Origin of the sequence: Flavobacterium glucosi (assembly GCF_048286535.1) — a bacterium.
In the GTDB taxonomy this organism is placed as follows: domain Bacteria; phylum Bacteroidota; class Bacteroidia; order Flavobacteriales; family Flavobacteriaceae; genus Flavobacterium.
This window is the reverse complement of sequence record NZ_JBLVPK010000003.1, coordinates 48,442-66,255: the sequence shown is the minus strand read 5'-3', so window position 1 is coordinate 66,255 and position 17,814 is coordinate 48,442. Positions and strand designations below refer to the sequence as shown.

Genomic DNA, 17,814 nt, shown 5'->3' with positions numbered 1-17,814 from the left:
CCTTTGCCAAAAATTTAATTCATGAAGTTTATACATCGTTTTGCCTATTATTTGGTAGGTTTAGTAATAGGACTGTTTTTTGTAGCGTTAGTTTTCAGTGGCAAAGACACCCGCTGTAATTATTTTCCAAATGCAAGAGTCTTAAATGATTTAAGAAACAAACCGTTTTATTATTCGGATAAAGCATCCCAAATTTTGGCTGAAAAATGGATTGATACTTCTGATATAAAGAATACATTACAATATGGCGATGTAGATTTTGATAAGAGTAATATCGAACTCAAAAAAGGAAAGCTGTATATCATCGAAGGAAAAACAATCAAAAACCAAGAGGTAACTTTGAAAGTGATTAATTACTCCGACAAAGCTGTTTTAGAAGATATTATAAAAAAATAGGCACTTTAATCAGTATTATTTATGGCTTAATTCTTCTAAAAAGTTATATTTCAATTTGGGCGTGACCCTGCGTAAAAACTTCGGGTCGTGCTGTACGTTCCCGCTTTTTTTTAAAGGCTGAAACGCCTCTCAAAAAAAAAGCTCCACTTCCATCACTCACGCAAAACATTGTAAAACAAGTATTTACATCTGTGTAACCCAAAAAAGATTAGTTCGTAAAGCGGAGTAAAATAATTAATATTTTGAAATCCAATTGATTAATTCTAATCCGTTTTGTTTTAAATAGTCATTCGCCATGCTGAAATGCTTATTTCCAAACCACTTCCCTTGATTCGCACTCATTGGCGATGGATGCCCGGACTCTAATACAAAATGCTTGTTTCGGTCGATTTTGAGTCCTTTTTTATGCGCAAAATTTCCCCAAAGCAAAAATACCACCTGCTCTTTTTCTTCTGAAATTTTTTGGATTACAGCATCCGTGAAAACATTCCATTTCAAGTGTTTATGACTGTTCGCATTATCTTCTCTCACGGTCAGAGACGCATTCAACAATAAAACGCCCTGCTTTGCCCAAGCTTCTAAATTACCTGAAGTGGGCATTAAAATAGTCCCCAAATCATCAATCATTTCGCGATAAATATTGCGTAACGAGGGCGGAATTCGAACGCCATCATTCACAGAAAAACACAAACCATTCGCTTCGCCTTTCCCGTGATACGGGTCTTGACCTATAATCACCACTTTAACATCTTTGAAACTACAATAATTAAACGCAGCAAAAATCAATTCTTTCGGAGGATAACAGGTATCCTTTTTGTATTCCTCGGCAACAGTTTCTATTAAATCCTGAAAATAAGGTTTCTTGATTTCATCAGATAAAATGGATTGCCAAGAAGGATTGAGATTGATTTGCATAGTTAAGTATAAGATAGCAAAGATACGCAGAGAATCTTTTTTTGAATCCTAAAAAAGGATAATAAACATTCATTAATTCTTTGTGAAAGTCTGTTAAATAGTCTTAACTATTAGCTATTTTTGTCTTGAAAAGAATTATACGATAAATGATATCCATCACCGAAAAAACATTACAAGATTTACAATTTCCAACTGTTCTCGAAACCATTTCGACCATTTGTAATACTGACATTGGAAAACAAAAAGCATTAGAAATAACCCCTTTTAAAGACAAGGAAACGTTGATGCAGGCCTTAATGCAAACATCTGAATATGTTTCGTCTTTTCAAAATAACAATGCCATTCCCAATCATGGTTTTGACGCCATCACACATGAGATAAAATTTCTGGCCATTGAAGACAGTTTCTTGGAAGTGGGCAGTTTTAGAAAAATCGCCACCATTTCTTCAACGGTAAATTTCCTATTGAGTTTTTTGAGAAAATTCGAAGATTATTATCCAAATTTAAACGCAAGGGCAAACCAAGTGGAACTGACCAAAGAAATCATCACGATGGTCGATGAAGTAGTCGATAAATATGGTGAAATAAAAGACAATGCCTCCCCGGATTTATTGAACATCCGCAGAAATATGAATGCAGTTCGCGGGAAAGTAAACCAAAGTTTTGGATCAGCATTGACACAATACAATGCGTTGGGATACTTGGACGATATCAAAGAAAGTTTTGTGCAAAACAGACGTGTTTTAGCAGTTTTAGCCATGTACCGTCGTAAAGTAAAAGGGTCAATTCTTGGCAGTTCCAAGACAGGAAGTATCGCTTATATTGAGCCAGAAGCTACTTTACAATATTCTCGGGAACTGAGTAACCTTGAATACGAAGAGAAAGAAGAAATCACCCGAATATTAAAACAGTTATCCAATTATATTCGCCCTTTTTTACCGCTGTTAATCAAATACCAGGATTTCCTTAGTGACATTGATGTAATCGCTGCCAAAGCAAAATATGCAAATAAAATCAATGGAATTTTACCAACAATTATTGAGGGACGCCGACTTTATTTCAGAGATGCCTATCATCCTATTTTGTATTTGAATAACAAACAGAAAAACGAAATTACACATCCTCAAACCATTGAATTGGGTCAGGAAAACAGAATTATTGTGATTTCTGGTCCTAATGCCGGAGGAAAAACCATTTCTTTAAAAACTGTTGGATTACTGCAATTGATGCTACAATCCGGAATGTTAATTCCGGTACACGAACGCAGTGAAACGTTTTTATTTGATAGAATTTTAACAGATATTGGAGACAATCAATCTATTGAAAATCACCTAAGTACATACAGCTACCGATTAAAGAACATGAATTACTTCCTAAAGAAGTGCAATAGAAAAACAATGTTCCTTATTGATGAATTTGGTACGGGATCTGACCCTGAATTGGGAGGTGCCTTAGCTGAAATTTTCTTGGAAGAATTCTACCATCGGGAAGCTTTCGGGATTATTACTACCCATTATTCAAACCTAAAAATTCTGGCCAACGAATTGCCTTTTGCCACCAATGCCAACATGCTTTTTGATGAAAAATCATTAGAGCCTATGTATAAATTAGCTTTGGGACAGGCAGGAAGTTCTTTTACGTTTGAAGTGGCTTTGAAAAACGGAATTCCTTTCAGCTTAATCAATCGAGCTAAAAAGAAAATTGAAGTCGGAAAAGTACGTTTTGATAAAACGATTGCCACACTTCAAAAAGAGCGTTCAAAGATGGAAAAAACCTCGCAAACGCTAAAAGAAGAAGAAACCAAAGCGCGTGAAGAAGGAAAGAAAATGGAGACTATCAATGTGAAAATTAAACAAAAATTGGAAAGCTATCAGGAATTATATGACAGCAACCAGAAAACAATCTACATTGGTCAAAAAATTGAAGACATTTCGGAGAAATATTTTAATAATAAAAACAAGAAAGAGTTGCTAGGTGAATTTTTAAAAATCATCGAAATAGAAAATTCAAAACGCAAAAAAGCAACCGTTAAAGAAACTAAAGCACTGACAGAAAAGAAAAAAGAAGTAATTGAAGAAATAACAGTTCAGGTTGAAGAAATCAGGAAAGAAAAGAAAGAGAAGAAATTAAAAGTAGTAATTGAAAAACCAAAACCAGTTCTAAAATTAGGCGATCGCGTAAGAATGTTTGACGGAAAAGCGGTGGGAACGATTGATGCTATTGAAAAAAATAAAGCAACAGTAAATTATGGTGTATTTACTTCAAAAGTGAGTCTGGAAGCGTTGGAGTTTGTAGAATCTGGGAAAAAGTAATCCATTTGCGATTGTAATGCGTCTTTGCAAGGAACAAATCAAACCCACTAACAAGGACTTTGAAAAAACATACGAAATGCGATTGCTTCGTTCCTTGGAATGATAAAAACAAACAAAAACTATGAAACCTGGATTTATCTATATCATCACAAATAAATACCAAACCGTAGTTTATACAGGTGTTACTTCTAATCTTCCGCAAAGAATTTTGGAACATATAGAAAAAAGATATCCTACTTCGTTTTCTGCTCGTTATAATGTGAATGTATTAGTATATTATGAACAATTTTAATGGATTGTTGATGCTATAGCTAGAGAAAAGCAAATAAAAGCAGGTTCTAGAGAAGCAAAAAATGAATTAATTCGGACTTTTAATCCAACTTGGAACGATTTATTTGAAGAAATTAAAGATATAATGACGGAATAACTCTCGCAAAACAAATACTAGGCATTGCGAGGAACGAAGCAATCACACTAACAAGTACAAACGTTGAGCACTAAATATGATTGCTTCGTTCCTCGCAATGACATAACAAAACAAGAAAATGCTCAATATTCCTAAAGACAAAAAAATTATCCTCTTTGATGGCGTTTGCAATCTGTGTGATTCAGCAGTGCAAAGAATAATTAAGCATGATACAAAAGATCTTTTCAGGTTCGTTGCCTTGCAATCTGATTTAGGTCAAAAAATCATTAAACACTTGGGAATTGACACCAAAATAACGGATAGTATCATTCTGTATCAGCCTGGTTTTGCTTATTATTATAAATCAGAAGCCGTTTTGGAAATTGCAAAAAATTTAAGTGGACTATTTTACTTTGGCACTTTATTTTCAATATTTCCTACAGCTTTCAACAATTACATCTACGATTATATTGCTAAGAACCGATACAAATGGTATGGAAAAAAGGAAACTTGCCTGATTCCCACAAAAGAGCTCCAAGCTAAGTTTTTAGAATAAATGATATTTATCATGTCTTTTATTTTACAAGAATAATATATTTGGACAATCTTAAATTTAATTGATCACGAAAGACACTACACTTTTCTCTTGGGGTACCGGTTCCTTAATAAGGATTGGCGCATTTAGTTTAATAATTATAGGTCTGGTTGACACAGTTTTGATTATGATGAATTCCGACAAAAAAATAAAAAATAGCACAAAAAAAGAGGTTGCCAAATGGACAACCTCTTGCTATTATTGAAATAATTAGAATTTAACTTCTAATTAATTTTCTGTATTTCAATCGTTTTGGAGTTAAATCACCACCCAAACGCTTTTTCTTGTTTTCTTCATACTCAGAAAATCCACCTTCAAAATAATACACTTCAGAGTTTCCTTCAAAAGCTAGAATGTGTGTACAAATTCTGTCCAAAAACCATCTGTCGTGAGAAATAACTACCGCACAACCTGCAAAATTCTCCAAACCTTCTTCTAATGCACGTAGTGTGTTAATGTCCAAATCATTCGTTGGCTCATCCAGTAAAAGTACGTTTCCTTCTTCTTTCAAAGTCATCGCAAGGTGCAAACGGTTACGTTCTCCTCCGGAAAGCATGGACACTTTTTTGTTTTGTTCTCCTCCACCAAAATTAAATCGGGATAAATAAGCTCTTGAATTCACTTGCTTTCCGCCCATCATAATCAATTCCTGACCGTCAGCGAAGTTTTCCCAAATCGATTTTTCTGGATTTATATTAGAATGCGCTTGATCTACATAAGCGATTTTTACGGTGTCTCCAATTAAGAACTCTCCTGAATCAGGCTTTTCTTCGCCCATTATCATTTTGAAAATGGTTGATTTACCAGCACCATTTGGCCCAATAATCCCAACAATTCCTGCTTGAGGCAAGGTGAAATTTAAATTATCATACAATAATTTATCTCCAAATGCTTTAGCAACATTTTTAGCTTCAATTACATTAGTTCCTAAACGCGGACCATTTGGAATATAAATTTCCAGATTTTCATCCAATTGTTTTTGGTCTTCATTCAGTAATTTATCGTAGTTCTGCAAACGTGCTTTTTGTTTGGTTTGACGCCCTTTAGCACCTTGACGAACCCAGTCTAACTCCCGTTCTAAATTCTTTCTGCGTTTTGAAGCTACTTTTTCTTCGAGTGCCATACGGCTTGATTTTTGGTCCAACCAAGAAGAATAATTCCCTTTCCAAGGAATTCCTTCACCTCTGTCTAATTCTAGAATCCAACCAGCAACATTATCCAAGAAATATCTATCGTGCGTTACTGCAATTACAGTTCCGGCGTATTGTGCTAAATGTTGTTCTAACCAAAGTACACTTTCGGCATCCAAGTGATTCGTAGGCTCATCCAGAAGTAATACGTCCGGTTGTTGCAACAACAAACGACATAAAGCTACACGACGACGCTCTCCACCTGATAAATTCTTAATTGGTGTATCGCCTTCTGGAGTGCGCAAAGCATCCATGGCAATTTCCAGTTTGGTATCGATTTCCCAAGCACCCAATGCATCAATTTTATCTTGTAAAAGCGCTTGACGATCCATCAATTGCTCCATTTTATCCGCATTTTCATAGACTTCCGGCAAACCAAAACTATCATTGATTTTATTGAATTCATCTAAAACGGCCATGGTTTCAGCAACTCCTTCTCGCACAATTTCGATAACTGTTTTGCTATCATCTAAAATTGGTTCTTGCTCTAAATAACCTACGGTGTATCCTGGAGCAAAAACTACATCACCTTGGTAGTTTTTGTCAACACCTGCAATAATTTTTAATAAAGAAGATTTTCCAGAACCATTTAAACCCAAAATACCAATCTTAGCTCCATAAAAGAAACTCAAATAGATGTTTTTAAGTACTGGTTTATCTGCTCCTTGATACGTTTTGCTCAATTTCGACATTGAGAATATCACTTTTTTATCGTCTGCCATTTTTTTTAATTTAAAATTTAAAATTCAACATTTAAAATATATTTATAGTCTGCCCTTAAGTGAACTAAACACCCATGCATTAGCCAAAAAGCCAACGCCTACAGCTGCAAATCCCCAACCTGCAACGTCATCATATCTAAAAGCACCTAATGCAATCAGCAATAAACCCATTACAATCATTATCAAAGTAGCCCAACCTAAAATAGTATTTTTATTCATCCCCATAATTGTGGTATTTTTTTTTTAACAACCCAATTCCGAAGCCTCGGAACGGGAGTGCAAATATCGGATTTTTTTGTCCTTTAATTAAATATTTTATAAAGCATTTCTCGTAACAAATCGGATTGTGACATTGCATTAGCGCCAACACCTTTACTTTTTACATCAATATCTCTTAAAGCACCAACAATTTGACTCACTTTTTTCATGGGATAGTTTTTCAAAGCCACATCATATTCTTTCAAAAAGAATGGGTTTACGCCTAATACAGCCGACACATTTTTGGGATTTCTGTCCTTCAAACCGTGGTATTTTAACAATTGAATAAAAAATCCAAAAACCAAACTTGTCGTTACGACCATGGGATTGTCTTTTGGATTCTGAGCAAAATTTTCAGCAATCGTATACGCTTTTAACTGGTTGCGTTCGCCAATTGCTTTTCGCAATTCAAATACATTAAAATCTTTGCTAAAACCTATATTTTCCTCGATATGCTTGGGAGTTATGGTACTTCCAACCGGCAAAATAATTTGTAATTTCTCCAGTTCATTGTTTATTTTACTCAAATCTGTTCCAAGAAATTCTACCAACATGGCATTTGCTTTGGGCTCAATTGCATATTTTTTACCGGACAAAACACGTTTTATCCACTCGCCTACTTGGTTTTCATATAATTTCTTACTTTCGTAAACCACACCATGTTTCGCTAATAACTTTGTCAGTTTTTTACGTTTATCCAACGTTTTATATTTGTAACAAAAAACTAAAACCGTTGTAGCCATTGGGTTTTCGGCATAACTTTCCAGTTTATCTATGGTTCTGATTAAATCTTGGGCTTCTTTTACGATGACCACTTGACGCTCTGCCATCATTGGATAGCGTTTTGCTGTGGAAATGATGTCTTCAATAGAAACATCTCTTCCGTATAAAACGGTTTGATTGAAGCCTTTTTCCTCTTCGGACAAGACCTTTTCTTCAATATAATCGGATAGTTTATCAATATAATACGGTTCTTCACCCATCAAAAAATAGATTGGTTTGATGTTACCGCTTTTTAAATCATTTACAATTTTTATAACCTCGTCCATTCCTTTTTGTTTAAAGTTTGAAGTTTAAGGTTTGTTGTTTCGAATGAAACTTTAAACTTTAAATTTTAAACTTATTTAATACTTTTGCTTTATGCAAAAACTAAATTTTCAACTTTATAACTTTCGGTTCAAAAATAGCGAAAATAAAGTCTCTATTTTTGATGAAATCAGGAAAAAATTTATCATTCTTACACCCGAAGAATGGGTTCGTCAGCATGTAGTCCAGTTTTTATTGGACGAAAAAAAATACCCAAGATCGTTGATAAATGTAGAGAAAGTTTTAAAAGTCAATGGCTTGCGCAAAAGATACGATGTGGTCGTTTTCAATTCAGATGGTTCCATTTTCATTTTAATCGAATGTAAAGCTCCCGAAGTAAAAATTGCACAAGCGACTTTTGACCAAATTGCTCGTTATAACATGACTATGAATGCACAATTTTTGATGGTAACCAATGGTTTGAATCATTACTTTTGCCAAATGGATTTTGAAAATGAAAAATATCAATTCCTCCCCGAATTGCCAATGTATAAAAATATATAATCAAGTAATCTAAATGAAAATAGCGGTTGTCATCCTGAATTGGAATGGAATTTCATTGTTAGAAAAATTTTTACCTTCGGTGTTGAAATATTCTCCGGAAGCCACGGTCTATGTTGCAGATAATGCTTCTACAGATGATTCTGTTTCCTACGTGCAAGCTTTTTTTCCTTCGGTTAAAATTGTAAAAAACGACACTAATTTAGGATTTGCAGATGGATACAATCAAGCTTTAAAGCATATTGAAGCTGATGTGTATGCTTTGATAAACTCCGATATTGAAGTGACCGAAAATTGGTTGCAACCAATCCTTAAAACTTTCGAAAATGAACCGGAAACGGCCATTATCCAACCTAAAATTCTCGACTTTAAAAATAAAGAATATTTTGAATATGCTGGTGCTGCCGGTGGTTTTATAGATCAATATGGATATCCGTATTGTCGCGGTCGAATTTTTGACACTTTAGAAAAAGATAACGGGCAATACGATGACAACTGTGAAATATTCTGGGCAACCGGAGCGTGTTTTTTTATTAGAAATGTCGTTTACAAAGAATTAAATGGTTTTGATGCTGTATTTTTTGCACATCAGGAAGAAATTGATTTGTGCTGGCGTGCCTATAATAAAGGATATAAAATAAAATACATTTCAGAATCAGTTGTATATCATGTGGGTGGAGCAACTTTGCAACAAGGAAACCCAAAAAAAACGTTTTTGAATTTCAGAAACTCCTTATTAATGCTTACTAAAAACCTTCCTAAAAATAAATTATATTCAATACTTTTAGGTCGAATGGTTCTGGATGGAATTGCTGGAATACAATTTCTTATGAAAGGAAAATTCAATCATTTTGTTGCCATATTAAAAGCACATTTTTCTTTTTACAGACTATTTTTAGACCATTATAAGAAAAGAACAAAATTTCAAGAACAAAAATACTACAACACAAAAAGTATCGTTTACATCTATTTTATTAAGAAAATCGTTGTTTTTAACGATTTATTTAGAACAAAACAAATATAAAAAAGTAACTTTGTCTTTAACATTAAATTAATATAATCTATGAAAAAAATAGTAATTGCCTTATCTGTATTAGCGGTACTATCTTCATGTGTATCAAAGAAGAAATACACTGATTTAGAAGCTAGAAACAAAGAAACTCAAGACTTGTTAAATACTGCAACAGTAAAATTAAATTCTTGTTTAGAAGAAAAAGCAGCGCTTACGGCTACTGCGTCTCTTTTAAAAGAGCAAAACCAAGGATTAATAAGCACTTCTAAAGACATGACTATCTTGTCTACAAAAGGAGCCGAAAACATTGAAAAAGCATTAGAATCTATCAAAGAGAAAGATTTAAAAATCAGCAGAATGCAAGATGCTTTAACTAAGAAAGACAGTGTAACACTTGCTGTAGTTACTAGTTTGAAAAGCGCTGTAGGAATCTCTGATCCAGATATCGAAATAAATGTTGAAAAAGGAGTTGTATTCATCTCTATTGCTGACAAATTACTGTTTAAAACAGGAAGTTACGATGTAACTGATAAAGCAAAAGGTGTTTTAGCTAAAGTAGCTAAAGTGATAAATGACAAACCAGATTTTGAATGTATGGTTGAAGGACATACGGATAGCGTTCCTTATAATGGTTCAGGGATATTATTGGACAACTGGGATTTAAGTGTGAAACGTTCTACTTCTATCATTCGTGTATTAACAAATCAATTAGGTGTTAAACCAGAACAATTGATTGCAGCAGGAAGAAGTTCATACATTCCTTTAGTAGCAAATGATTCAGCTGAAAACAGAGCTCGTAACAGAAGAACTCGTATTGTTGTTTTACCTAAAATCGATCAGTTTTACGAAATGATTGAAAAAGAAATGAAAAAACAAAGGCCATAAAAAGTGATCAGTTTTTAGATTGCATAAACAAAAACGTCCCGAATATCGGGACGTTTTTTTATGGTTTTTACGGAACACTAATCCCTACTCTTCGGGGACTGAATACTGAATACGTATTAAAGAATATCCAAACTTCCTTTACCTTCTCTGACTACAATAGGCTCATCCCCTGATAAATCAATAATTGTTGATCCAATATTATCGCCATAACCACCATCAACAACTATATCTACAAGGTTTTGCCATTTCTCAAAAATAAGTTCCGGATCCGTCGTATATTCAATCACATCATCCTCATCGTGAATGGAAGTGGAAACAATTGGATTCCCTAACTGCTTCACAATTTCTAATGCTATCGAGTTATCGGGAACTCTGATTCCTACAGTAGTTTTCTTTTTGAATTCCTTCGGTAAGTTATTATTTCCGGGTAGAATAAACGTGTAAGGACCTGGCAAAGCTCTTTTTAATAATTTAAAAGTGGACGTATCAATCTGTCTTACATAATCCGATAAGTTACTCAAATCATGACAAATAAAAGAAAAATTAGCTTTTTCCAGCTTTATCCCTTTTATCTTTGCGATGCGTTCCAAAGCCTTGGTATTGGTAATATCACAACCTAAACCATAGACAGTATCTGTTGGGTAAATCACCAAACCACCGTCTTTTAAAACCTTAACTACTTTAGCAATTGCCGCTTCATTAGGTTTATCTTCGTATATTTTTATAAATTGAGCCATTGGATTTAAGATTTTTGATTAACGATTTTTGGTTTCCTGATTTAAAACTTCAGTCATCTGATTTTAGATTTACTCAAACTGTCACTGAACACTTAAAAACTGACCTCTTGGTACTATCCAATAATATCCAGTTTAGCAAAGCGTAACAATAATTTCTTTATTCCACCAACTTCAAATTTGATTTCGGCTTTTTTATCCGCTCCCACTCCTTCAAGGTTTAAAACTTCTCCTTTACCAAAACGTTCGTGCATTACAATATTTCCGGCAACTAATTTATTATCAAACAAATTCGCACTTCCGCTTGAAGTTGCAGTATTCGATACAGGTTTCAACTTACGAATATTTATATCCGATTTGGGTTCATTATCATTATTATATTTGACTGGCGGAGTTCCATTGGCTGGTTTTGCCAGACGCAATCTGGATTTATCCACATCTCCAAAAATATCACTGTCAATCATTGGTTTGTACCTGTAATTTGATTCGGCCGGCGTTAGATATTCTAAATACTGCGCGTCAATTTCCTCAATAAATCGGGAAGGTTCGCTATCTGTCAATTTTCCCCAACGATAGCGTGATTGTGCATACGTCAAATACGCTTGATGCTCCGCACGAGTCAAAGCCACATAGAACAAACGACGTTCTTCTTCGAGTTCACTTCTTGTACTCATACTCATCGCACTCGGAAACAAATCTTCTTCCATTCCTACTACGAAAACATGAGGGAATTCCAATCCTTTTGCCAAGTGAATTGTCATCAAAGCCACACGATCCTCATCACTGGTATCTTTGTCTAAATCTGTTGCCAAAGCCACATCTTCCATAAACTCAGACAAGGCACCACGAGCACCATCAATTTCTTTTTGTCCTTCGGTAAAATCCTTGATACCGTTCAATAATTCCTCAATATTCTGGATTTTTGCCATTCCTTCCGGAGTAGCATCTTTCTTCAATTCTTGTACTAATCCTGTTTTTTTTGCAACGTGATCGGTGATATAAAATGCATCTTGATTTTGATCAATAACCTGAAAACTCTGAATCATCGTTACAAAATCTTGCAGTTTTTGTTTGGTACCCGAATTCAGTTTCAAGTCAATTTTATCAATATTCTGCATCACTTCCCAGATGGAACGTTTGTAGTGATTGGCTGCAATCGTAAGTTTTTCGACTGTTGTATCTCCAATTCCACGAGCCGGATAATTGATTACACGAACCAAAGCTTCTTCATCTTTTGGATTGATAACCAATCGCAAGTAACACAATACATCCTTGATTTCTTTCCTTTGATAAAAAGACAAACCACCATAAATTCGATACGGAATATCTCTTTTTCTAAGTGCATCTTCCATCGCACGGGATTGCGCATTGGTACGATACAAAATTGCAAAAGAGCCGTTGCAAAGCTGGTTTTGCATCTTTTGTTCGAAAATCGTGCTGGCTACAAAACGCCCTTCTTCGGCATCGGTCATGCTGCGGTGCACTTTTATTTTTGGACCAAAATCATTCGCAGTCCAAACTATTTTATCCAACTTTATTTTATTCTTATCAATAATAGTATTTGCTGCTTCTACTATATTTTTTGTTGAACGGTAATTTTGTTCCAGTCTAAAGGTTTTTACACCTTCATAATCTTTCTGAAAATTTAAGATATTGTTGATATTCGCACCACGAAACGCATAAATACTTTGTGCATCATCTCCTACCACACAAATATTCTGGAATTTATCCGATAAAGCACGTACAATTAAATATTGAGAGTGGTTTGTATCTTGGTACTCATCCACCAATATATAACGGAAACGGTTTTGATACTTGGCCAAGACTTCCGGAAAACGAGTCAATAATTCATTGGTTTTCAATAACAAATCATCAAAATCCATCGCTCCGGATTTAAAACATTTATCAACATAATTTTGATAAATCTCCCCCAATCTTGGCTTTTTGGCCATCGCATCCGCTTCTTGTAATTCAGGATTGTTGAAATAGGCTTTTACCGTAATCAAGCTATTTTTATAACTGGAGATTCTGCTTAAAACCTGTTTTGGTTTATACACATCCCTGTCCAATTGCATTTCTTTGATAATCCCGGAAATACAACGCAATGAATCTTGGGAATCATAAATCGTAAAATTCGAAGGATATCCTAAATGATCGGCTTCAGAACGTAAAATTCTGGCAAAAACCGAGTGAAATGTTCCCATCCAAAGGTTTTTGGCCTCACTTGCTCCTACAATCTGAGAAATTCGGGTTTTCATTTCCCGTGCCGCTTTATTGGTAAACGTAAGCGATAAAATATTGAAGGGATCAACACCCTGATTCATCAAATAAGCAATTCTAATAGTCAACACACGCGTTTTCCCAGAGCCCGCACCAGCAATGATAATCATTGGCCCGTCTTTTTGAAGGACAGGTTCACGTTGGGCTTCGTTGAGTTGATCGATATATTTATGCATGGAGATTTTTCTGTTTATGCAAAAATAAGAATTTCTTAGTAGTATTCAGTGGTCGGTGATCAGTATTCAGTACTCAGATTCCAGAAAAATTTAAAATACAACTATTTATTCTCCAAAAGGTTTAAATCTCAACATTAAACATTAAACTTTAAACTGTTTTATTTAAAAAACACATCGTACGCAAAACGAATTAGAGTGCCGACAACCACAACTAAAAAGAAAATCCGAATAAAACTATTTCCTTTATTGATGGCCAGTTTAGCACCAATCCAACCACCAAGAGCATTACTGGCAGCCATTGGCAAAGCAACTGCCCAAATTATTTTACCTTTTAAAATAAAAAGACAAATGGAACCAAAGTTAGTTGAAAGATTCACCATTTTGGCATTTGCGGAAGCATGTAAAAAATCGAAACCCATAATAGCGATAAAAGCGACTACCAAAAAACTTCCGGTTCCCGGGCCAATAAATCCATCGTACAAACCAACTACAAAACTGATTACAATCGCATTCCATATTTGGGTTCTCGAAGAATGATTTTTTTCGATATGTTGTCCAAAATTTTTCTTGGCATACGTATAAATCACTAAAAAAGAAAGAACAACCAGCAATAATGGTTTCATGAAATCATTGCTCACATACGTCAACAAAGTAGAACCTAAAAATGCCGAAGGAAACGCCAAAAGCATCATGATAGCTAGCAATTTCCAGTTCATATCCACTTTTTTAAGATACTGATAAGCTGCAAACGAAGTCCCACTAAAAGCAGGAACTTTTAGCGTACCAATTACTGTTGAAACAGGTAGATTTGGCAATAAAATCAAACCCATAGGAGTTTGTATCAAACCGCCGCCGCCAACAATGGCATCTATAAATCCTGCAGCAAAAGCAGCCAAACAAAGTAAAACTAATATGTAGGTTTCCATTTAACTATTATTTTTATAATTCCCGTGGTAATTGGCAAAAATACTATTCGTATTGATGTATTGCTATAAAAATGGAATTGATTTATAGTCAAAAAAGTATATTTTTGCTTTTATAAATTTTATCAAAGCATGGATACTACCAAAATTATAGAATTACTAAGTTATACGTTACCGGCAATTGTCACGGGTCTTGTTGCCTATTATTTTTTTGATCTCCATACCAAAAACGAAGAAGGAAGACGTCGTTATTTATTGAACAAGGAAGCACAAAAAAATGCTTTGCCTTTGCGCTTGCAAGCTTATGAACGCATGTCATTGTATATGGAGCGCATCAATCCAACTAAATTATTAATTCGGATTGCTCCAATTTCTAACGATAAAAACGATTATGAAAATCTGATAATTACACAAATCGAACAAGAATTTGAACACAATTTAACCCAACAAATCTATATGTCAGATGAATGTTGGACCATTATTGTCACAGCAAAAAATGCTACAATCCAAATGATTCGAAAAGCGAGTATAAGTGGTCGTGTGGACAATGCCGATACATTGCGTGAAGTAGTTTTAAGCGATTTGATGGAAAAGCAATCACCAAGTAATGCTGCTTTGGCTTATATCAAAAACGAGGTAGGACAATTGTGGTAGATATTTTAATTATTAGTTACAAATTATTCCTTCAACAATCGGTTCAATTGAAATTGCTCGGCTTCATTTAAATTCGGAACTATTCTTTCTAAAGAAGCTCTCATTGCCGGATTTTTCAATAATTTTCTAATGTTATCCCTTCCAAATTTCGAGAATTGCCACATGTGATGTGTGGTTGCATTGACCAAATTCTCCAAAACAACATTATTTATTATTTTGAAAGAAAGCAATTTCTCCAAAGCATTTTGTCTGGTATTCGCCTCGTAATTTATGGATGAATACTGTATTAGTTCGTCTGCCAATGCTACTCTATCTGCCGTATAATCTGGCGTTGATAACGCAAGAGTAAGCCACAACGTTCTTAAATTATAATCATTGAAACCCACCCAAACATTTGATTTCTCTAAATATTGAATGCGTTGCTCCGGAAAATTATTCCATAAATTATACAGCGCCATTTCTTGTGTTTGATAGGATTTGTCCTCTAATAAAGTTTCATATTGTGCTCTGAAATTTTCTGGAATTTCATTTAATGATGCTGCAACCGCTTGACGAACTTGTATATTTTTAGTTTCTAAAGCCAAAATCAAGAGCGATTCTTTCTCTTGAAAAAGATCCTCTTTCAATTGATTTACAATTGCTTCTTTTACCGTAACATGCACCTCTGACTGGAGTATTTTTTCAAGAAACTCCTTTTTCTCTGACAACGGTTGATTCTTTAATTTCTCCACTTCAAACAGCGATTGAATGGATTTATTTTTAAGCAATAAATCATTGGCTTGTTGTGTATTAAAAACACTTGATTCAAGCCATACTTTACTAAAATTATCCAAATCATAATCCGATACTTTTTTGATTTCAGCAAAGAAATCTGAAGTATTTACACTCTGAAACGCATGTTTTTTCAAATAGTTTTTCACCGCTTTTTGAAACGCCTTATCCCCTATTTCTTCCTGCAAAATAAAAAGTGCCCAAGCGCCTTTTTGATAGAAAGTCAACGAACTGGCTTTGGGATTCAAAACAGGAATGGTATCCGTTCGGGAAGCAAATTTCAGTTGTTGCGCCGACTCATATAATTTGGAATAAAAATAATCTTCCCCATAGATTTCCTTTTCGATTAACAGCGCATAATACGTTGCAAAACCTTCCTGAAGCCAATGGTGTTTTCCGCTTTCGGCAGTAACTAAATTCCCAAACCACTGATGGGCTAATTCATGCGCATTGACATTCGTGTAACTTCTGTCCTCAAAGCCTATCGAATCAACCACATAACGCGTGTTGAAAAGCGTTGCTGATGTATTCTCCATTCCGGCATACAAGAAATCCCGAACTGGCGCTTGTTTGTAAATTCCCCAAGGAAACTTTACTCCTATTTCCTTTTCTAAAAAATCAAACATTCTTTTTGAATCACGATACGTTGGTTCAAATTTAGCACCGTCTTTTGGTTCCAAATACATTTCTAAAGGAATTCCAGACTTTGATTTTTGAATGTTTTTTTCAAATTTTCCGATGGCAAGCATCAATAAATAAGAACTCATCGGTTTTTGCATTTGGTATTGCCAAACCGAAAGTCCATCAAGTCCGGACTTAAATTTTAGCGTTCCATTTGAAATTACCTGATAGTCTTTATGAAATACAATTTTCAAATTAAAAACTACTTTTTCATTCACATCATCAAAACTCGGAAACCAGTGGCTGGTATATTTTCCTTGTCCCTGCGTCCAAATTTGCATATTATCATTGGCGAGTGATCCCAGGAAATACATCGTTTGTTTTGGCTTTGCCGAAAAATGAAAGGTCACATTGTTTTTTCCTTTTTTAAACGGAAAAATGATTTGCAATTGTTTCTGTGTATTGAGAAATTTAATGGATTTTCCGTTTAGTTTCAAATCTGAGAATTCCATATTTTGAGCATCAATTTTAATGGTATCAATAGATTTCAAAACGTCAAAATTATAATCGACATCACCTGAAACCGTTTTTTCAATCGGATTTATGGCAATTTTCCCTAAAACCGATTTAAAATCAACAAATTGGGTTTGTTGGGCAAATGTGAACGTAGAAATAAAAAAGAATAGGTATTTCATTCTGTACTTGAATTTATGGAATCTGTATTCCAATTTTTTGGATTATTTTTTATGTAATGGTATATGGTATCGAATGAATTATAATTTCGGACAATATGATCGTGATAATTTGATTGCCAAATGATGTTGGCATCGTGATTCATCATTACATTAATTTGTTTGGTGGTAACCGATTTAAAAATCGCAACAAACGACGAAATGGAATTGGGCTTTCGAGATAATTTTTGTGGTTTTGATTCCGAATGGGATTCCGATTCCAATTGTAGAGACGCACTAGGTAGAGACGCACTGCAGTGCGTCTCTACGTCGGATGATGAAATAATTTCAACCAACAAATGAATATGGTTAGGCATAATAACCCAATTATGAAAAAACCAACGTTCCCTAATTGTAATTGATTTCAATAATTCCGTTTCAATGATTTTTCCGTTATCGTTTAATAGCATTTTATCATCATCAATGGCACCAAAATACATTCCCTATTTTGGGCAACTAACGTGATGAAGTAGATTGCTTCATTGGAATAATCCCAGTTTTTCAATCGATTTGATTCGGTTTGATATCTATTTTTAAATAAGGACATTTAAAATGATTAGGTATGATTTCCAAAGTTACAAAGGTTTCCCAAACTAATCCGACTAATTTTGTAAGTTTACTTCCAGATAATCAGAATAAAATTACT

At 34.4% G+C, this 17,814-nt stretch carries 17 protein-coding genes; 8 read left to right on the top strand and 9 right to left on the bottom strand.

Annotated features, from left to right (window positions below):
* Positions 1-21 precede the first annotated feature (21 nt).
* Positions 22-396 carry a DUF4258 domain-containing protein gene (locus tag ACNQGD_RS06130; RefSeq protein ID WP_417993490.1) on the top strand — a complete coding sequence of 125 codons (375 nt, stop codon included), beginning with the start codon at positions 22-24 and terminating at the stop codon, positions 394-396.
* A 234-nt stretch (positions 397-630) separates the two neighbouring features.
* On the opposite strand, the gene ung is transcribed toward ACNQGD_RS06130, so the two are convergent.
* Positions 631-1,311, bottom strand: a complete 681-nt coding sequence (gene ung / locus ACNQGD_RS06125; protein ID WP_417998677.1) for a uracil-DNA glycosylase — start codon at positions 1,309-1,311, stop codon at positions 631-633.
* Positions 1,312-1,457: 146 nt separating this feature from the next.
* Between ung and ACNQGD_RS06120 the strand changes: the two genes are divergently transcribed.
* The 3 genes from ACNQGD_RS06120 to ACNQGD_RS06110 all read left to right on the top strand — a co-directional run bounded on the left by ACNQGD_RS06120 (position 1,458) and on the right by ACNQGD_RS06110 (position 4,585).
* Entirely contained in the window at positions 1,458-3,623 is a 2,166-nt protein-coding gene (locus ACNQGD_RS06120; RefSeq protein WP_417998676.1) for an endonuclease MutS2, read from the top strand.
* Between the two features lie 121 nt (positions 3,624-3,744).
* Complete coding sequence (locus ACNQGD_RS06115) at positions 3,745-3,915, top strand: GIY-YIG nuclease family protein (protein WP_417998675.1); 171 nt, start codon at positions 3,745-3,747, stop codon at positions 3,913-3,915.
* A gap of 253 nt (positions 3,916-4,168) precedes the next feature.
* The gene (locus tag ACNQGD_RS06110) at positions 4,169-4,585 is read left to right on the top strand and encodes a thiol-disulfide oxidoreductase DCC family protein (RefSeq protein ID WP_417996358.1); all 417 of its coding nucleotides are present in this window, start codon (positions 4,169-4,171) and stop codon (positions 4,583-4,585) included.
* A gap of 256 nt (positions 4,586-4,841) precedes the next feature.
* On the opposite strand, the gene ettA is transcribed toward ACNQGD_RS06110, so the two are convergent.
* The 3 genes from ettA to holA form a co-directional block, all read right to left on the bottom strand.
* Positions 4,842-6,536: an energy-dependent translational throttle protein EttA gene (gene ettA, locus ACNQGD_RS06105; protein WP_417993495.1), complete on the bottom strand. Its 1,695-nt coding sequence runs from the start codon at positions 6,534-6,536 to the stop codon at positions 4,842-4,844.
* A gap of 42 nt (positions 6,537-6,578) precedes the next feature.
* Positions 6,579-6,761: a CAL67264 family membrane protein gene (locus ACNQGD_RS06100; RefSeq protein ID WP_091169561.1), complete on the bottom strand. Its 183-nt coding sequence runs from the start codon at positions 6,759-6,761 to the stop codon at positions 6,579-6,581.
* A 77-nt stretch (positions 6,762-6,838) separates the two neighbouring features.
* Positions 6,839-7,843, bottom strand: coding sequence for a DNA polymerase III subunit delta (gene holA, locus ACNQGD_RS06095; protein WP_417996359.1), 1,005 nt, complete (start codon positions 7,841-7,843; stop codon positions 6,839-6,841).
* 91 nt (positions 7,844-7,934) lie between these two features.
* Between holA and ACNQGD_RS06090 the strand changes: the two genes are divergently transcribed.
* Genes ACNQGD_RS06090 through ACNQGD_RS06080 form a run of 3 tightly spaced genes read left to right on the top strand, consistent with a single transcriptional unit; the run spans position 7,935 to position 10,278 of the window.
* Positions 7,935-8,384, top strand: coding sequence for a type I restriction enzyme HsdR N-terminal domain-containing protein (locus tag ACNQGD_RS06090; RefSeq protein WP_417993497.1), 450 nt, complete (start codon positions 7,935-7,937; stop codon positions 8,382-8,384).
* A 13-nt stretch (positions 8,385-8,397) separates the two neighbouring features.
* Positions 8,398-9,405 (top strand): glycosyltransferase family 2 protein, encoded by a 1,008-nt coding sequence (locus ACNQGD_RS06085; RefSeq protein WP_417998674.1) that lies wholly within the window; start codon positions 8,398-8,400, stop codon positions 9,403-9,405.
* A gap of 39 nt (positions 9,406-9,444) precedes the next feature.
* On the top strand, positions 9,445-10,278 hold the full coding sequence (locus ACNQGD_RS06080; protein WP_417998673.1) for an OmpA/MotB family protein: 834 nt from the start codon (positions 9,445-9,447) through the stop codon (positions 10,276-10,278).
* 116 nt (positions 10,279-10,394) lie between these two features.
* Here ACNQGD_RS06080 and ACNQGD_RS06075 read toward each other — a convergent pair whose 3' ends face one another.
* The 3 genes from ACNQGD_RS06075 to ACNQGD_RS06065 form a co-directional block, all read right to left on the bottom strand.
* Positions 10,395-11,015, bottom strand: a complete 621-nt coding sequence (locus ACNQGD_RS06075) for an L-threonylcarbamoyladenylate synthase (protein ID WP_417996362.1) — start codon at positions 11,013-11,015, stop codon at positions 10,395-10,397.
* A gap of 113 nt (positions 11,016-11,128) precedes the next feature.
* Complete coding sequence (locus ACNQGD_RS06070; protein WP_417998672.1) at positions 11,129-13,468, bottom strand: ATP-dependent helicase; 2,340 nt, start codon at positions 13,466-13,468, stop codon at positions 11,129-11,131.
* A gap of 158 nt (positions 13,469-13,626) precedes the next feature.
* Positions 13,627-14,394, bottom strand: a complete 768-nt coding sequence (locus ACNQGD_RS06065; RefSeq protein ID WP_417998671.1) for a sulfite exporter TauE/SafE family protein — start codon at positions 14,392-14,394, stop codon at positions 13,627-13,629.
* A 129-nt stretch (positions 14,395-14,523) separates the two neighbouring features.
* Between ACNQGD_RS06065 and ACNQGD_RS06060 the strand changes: the two genes are divergently transcribed.
* A complete protein-coding gene (locus ACNQGD_RS06060; protein ID WP_417998670.1) occupies positions 14,524-15,045 on the top strand; it encodes a DUF7935 family protein in 522 nt (173 codons plus the stop codon).
* Between the two features lie 23 nt (positions 15,046-15,068).
* Here the strand turns inward: ACNQGD_RS06060 and ACNQGD_RS06055 are convergent, their stop codons facing one another.
* The gene (locus tag ACNQGD_RS06055) at positions 15,069-17,132 is read right to left on the bottom strand and encodes a M1 family metallopeptidase (RefSeq protein ID WP_417998669.1); all 2,064 of its coding nucleotides are present in this window, start codon (positions 17,130-17,132) and stop codon (positions 15,069-15,071) included.
* Positions 17,129-17,608, bottom strand: a complete 480-nt coding sequence (locus ACNQGD_RS06050) for a transposase (protein ID WP_417998668.1) — start codon at positions 17,606-17,608, stop codon at positions 17,129-17,131. Before ACNQGD_RS06050 ends, ACNQGD_RS06055 begins: the two co-directional genes overlap by 4 nt.
* Positions 17,609-17,814 lie beyond the last annotated feature (206 nt).

Bases quoted from the DNA above. Each gene is read 5' to 3' on its own strand.
- ACNQGD_RS06130 (WP_417993490.1), top strand. From the start codon at position 22: ATGAAGTTTATACATCGTTTTGCCTATTATTTGGTAGGTTTAGTAATA.
- ung (WP_417998677.1), bottom strand. From the start codon at position 1,311: ATGCAAATCAATCTCAATCCTTCTTGGCAATCCATTTTATCTGATGAA.
- ACNQGD_RS06085 (WP_417998674.1), top strand. From the start codon at position 8,398: ATGAAAATAGCGGTTGTCATCCTGAATTGGAATGGAATTTCATTGTTA.
- ACNQGD_RS06060 (WP_417998670.1), top strand. From the start codon at position 14,524: ATGGATACTACCAAAATTATAGAATTACTAAGTTATACGTTACCGGCA.
- ACNQGD_RS06090 (WP_417993497.1), top strand. From the start codon at position 7,935: ATGCAAAAACTAAATTTTCAACTTTATAACTTTCGGTTCAAAAATAGC.
- ACNQGD_RS06115 (WP_417998675.1), top strand. From the start codon at position 3,745: ATGAAACCTGGATTTATCTATATCATCACAAATAAATACCAAACCGTA.
- ACNQGD_RS06110 (WP_417996358.1), top strand. From the start codon at position 4,169: ATGCTCAATATTCCTAAAGACAAAAAAATTATCCTCTTTGATGGCGTT.
- ACNQGD_RS06070 (WP_417998672.1), bottom strand. From the start codon at position 13,468: ATGCATAAATATATCGATCAACTCAACGAAGCCCAACGTGAACCTGTC.
- ettA (WP_417993495.1), bottom strand. From the start codon at position 6,536: ATGGCAGACGATAAAAAAGTGATATTCTCAATGTCGAAATTGAGCAAA.
- ACNQGD_RS06065 (WP_417998671.1), bottom strand. From the start codon at position 14,394: ATGGAAACCTACATATTAGTTTTACTTTGTTTGGCTGCTTTTGCTGCA.
- ACNQGD_RS06120 (WP_417998676.1), top strand. From the start codon at position 1,458: ATGATATCCATCACCGAAAAAACATTACAAGATTTACAATTTCCAACT.
- holA (WP_417996359.1), bottom strand. From the start codon at position 7,843: ATGGACGAGGTTATAAAAATTGTAAATGATTTAAAAAGCGGTAACATC.
- ACNQGD_RS06100 (WP_091169561.1), bottom strand. From the start codon at position 6,761: ATGGGGATGAATAAAAATACTATTTTAGGTTGGGCTACTTTGATAATG.
- ACNQGD_RS06075 (WP_417996362.1), bottom strand. From the start codon at position 11,015: ATGGCTCAATTTATAAAAATATACGAAGATAAACCTAATGAAGCGGCA.
- ACNQGD_RS06080 (WP_417998673.1), top strand. From the start codon at position 9,445: ATGAAAAAAATAGTAATTGCCTTATCTGTATTAGCGGTACTATCTTCA.
- ACNQGD_RS06055 (WP_417998669.1), bottom strand. From the start codon at position 17,132: ATGAAATACCTATTCTTTTTTATTTCTACGTTCACATTTGCCCAACAA.
- ACNQGD_RS06050 (WP_417998668.1), bottom strand. From the start codon at position 17,608: ATGTATTTTGGTGCCATTGATGATGATAAAATGCTATTAAACGATAAC.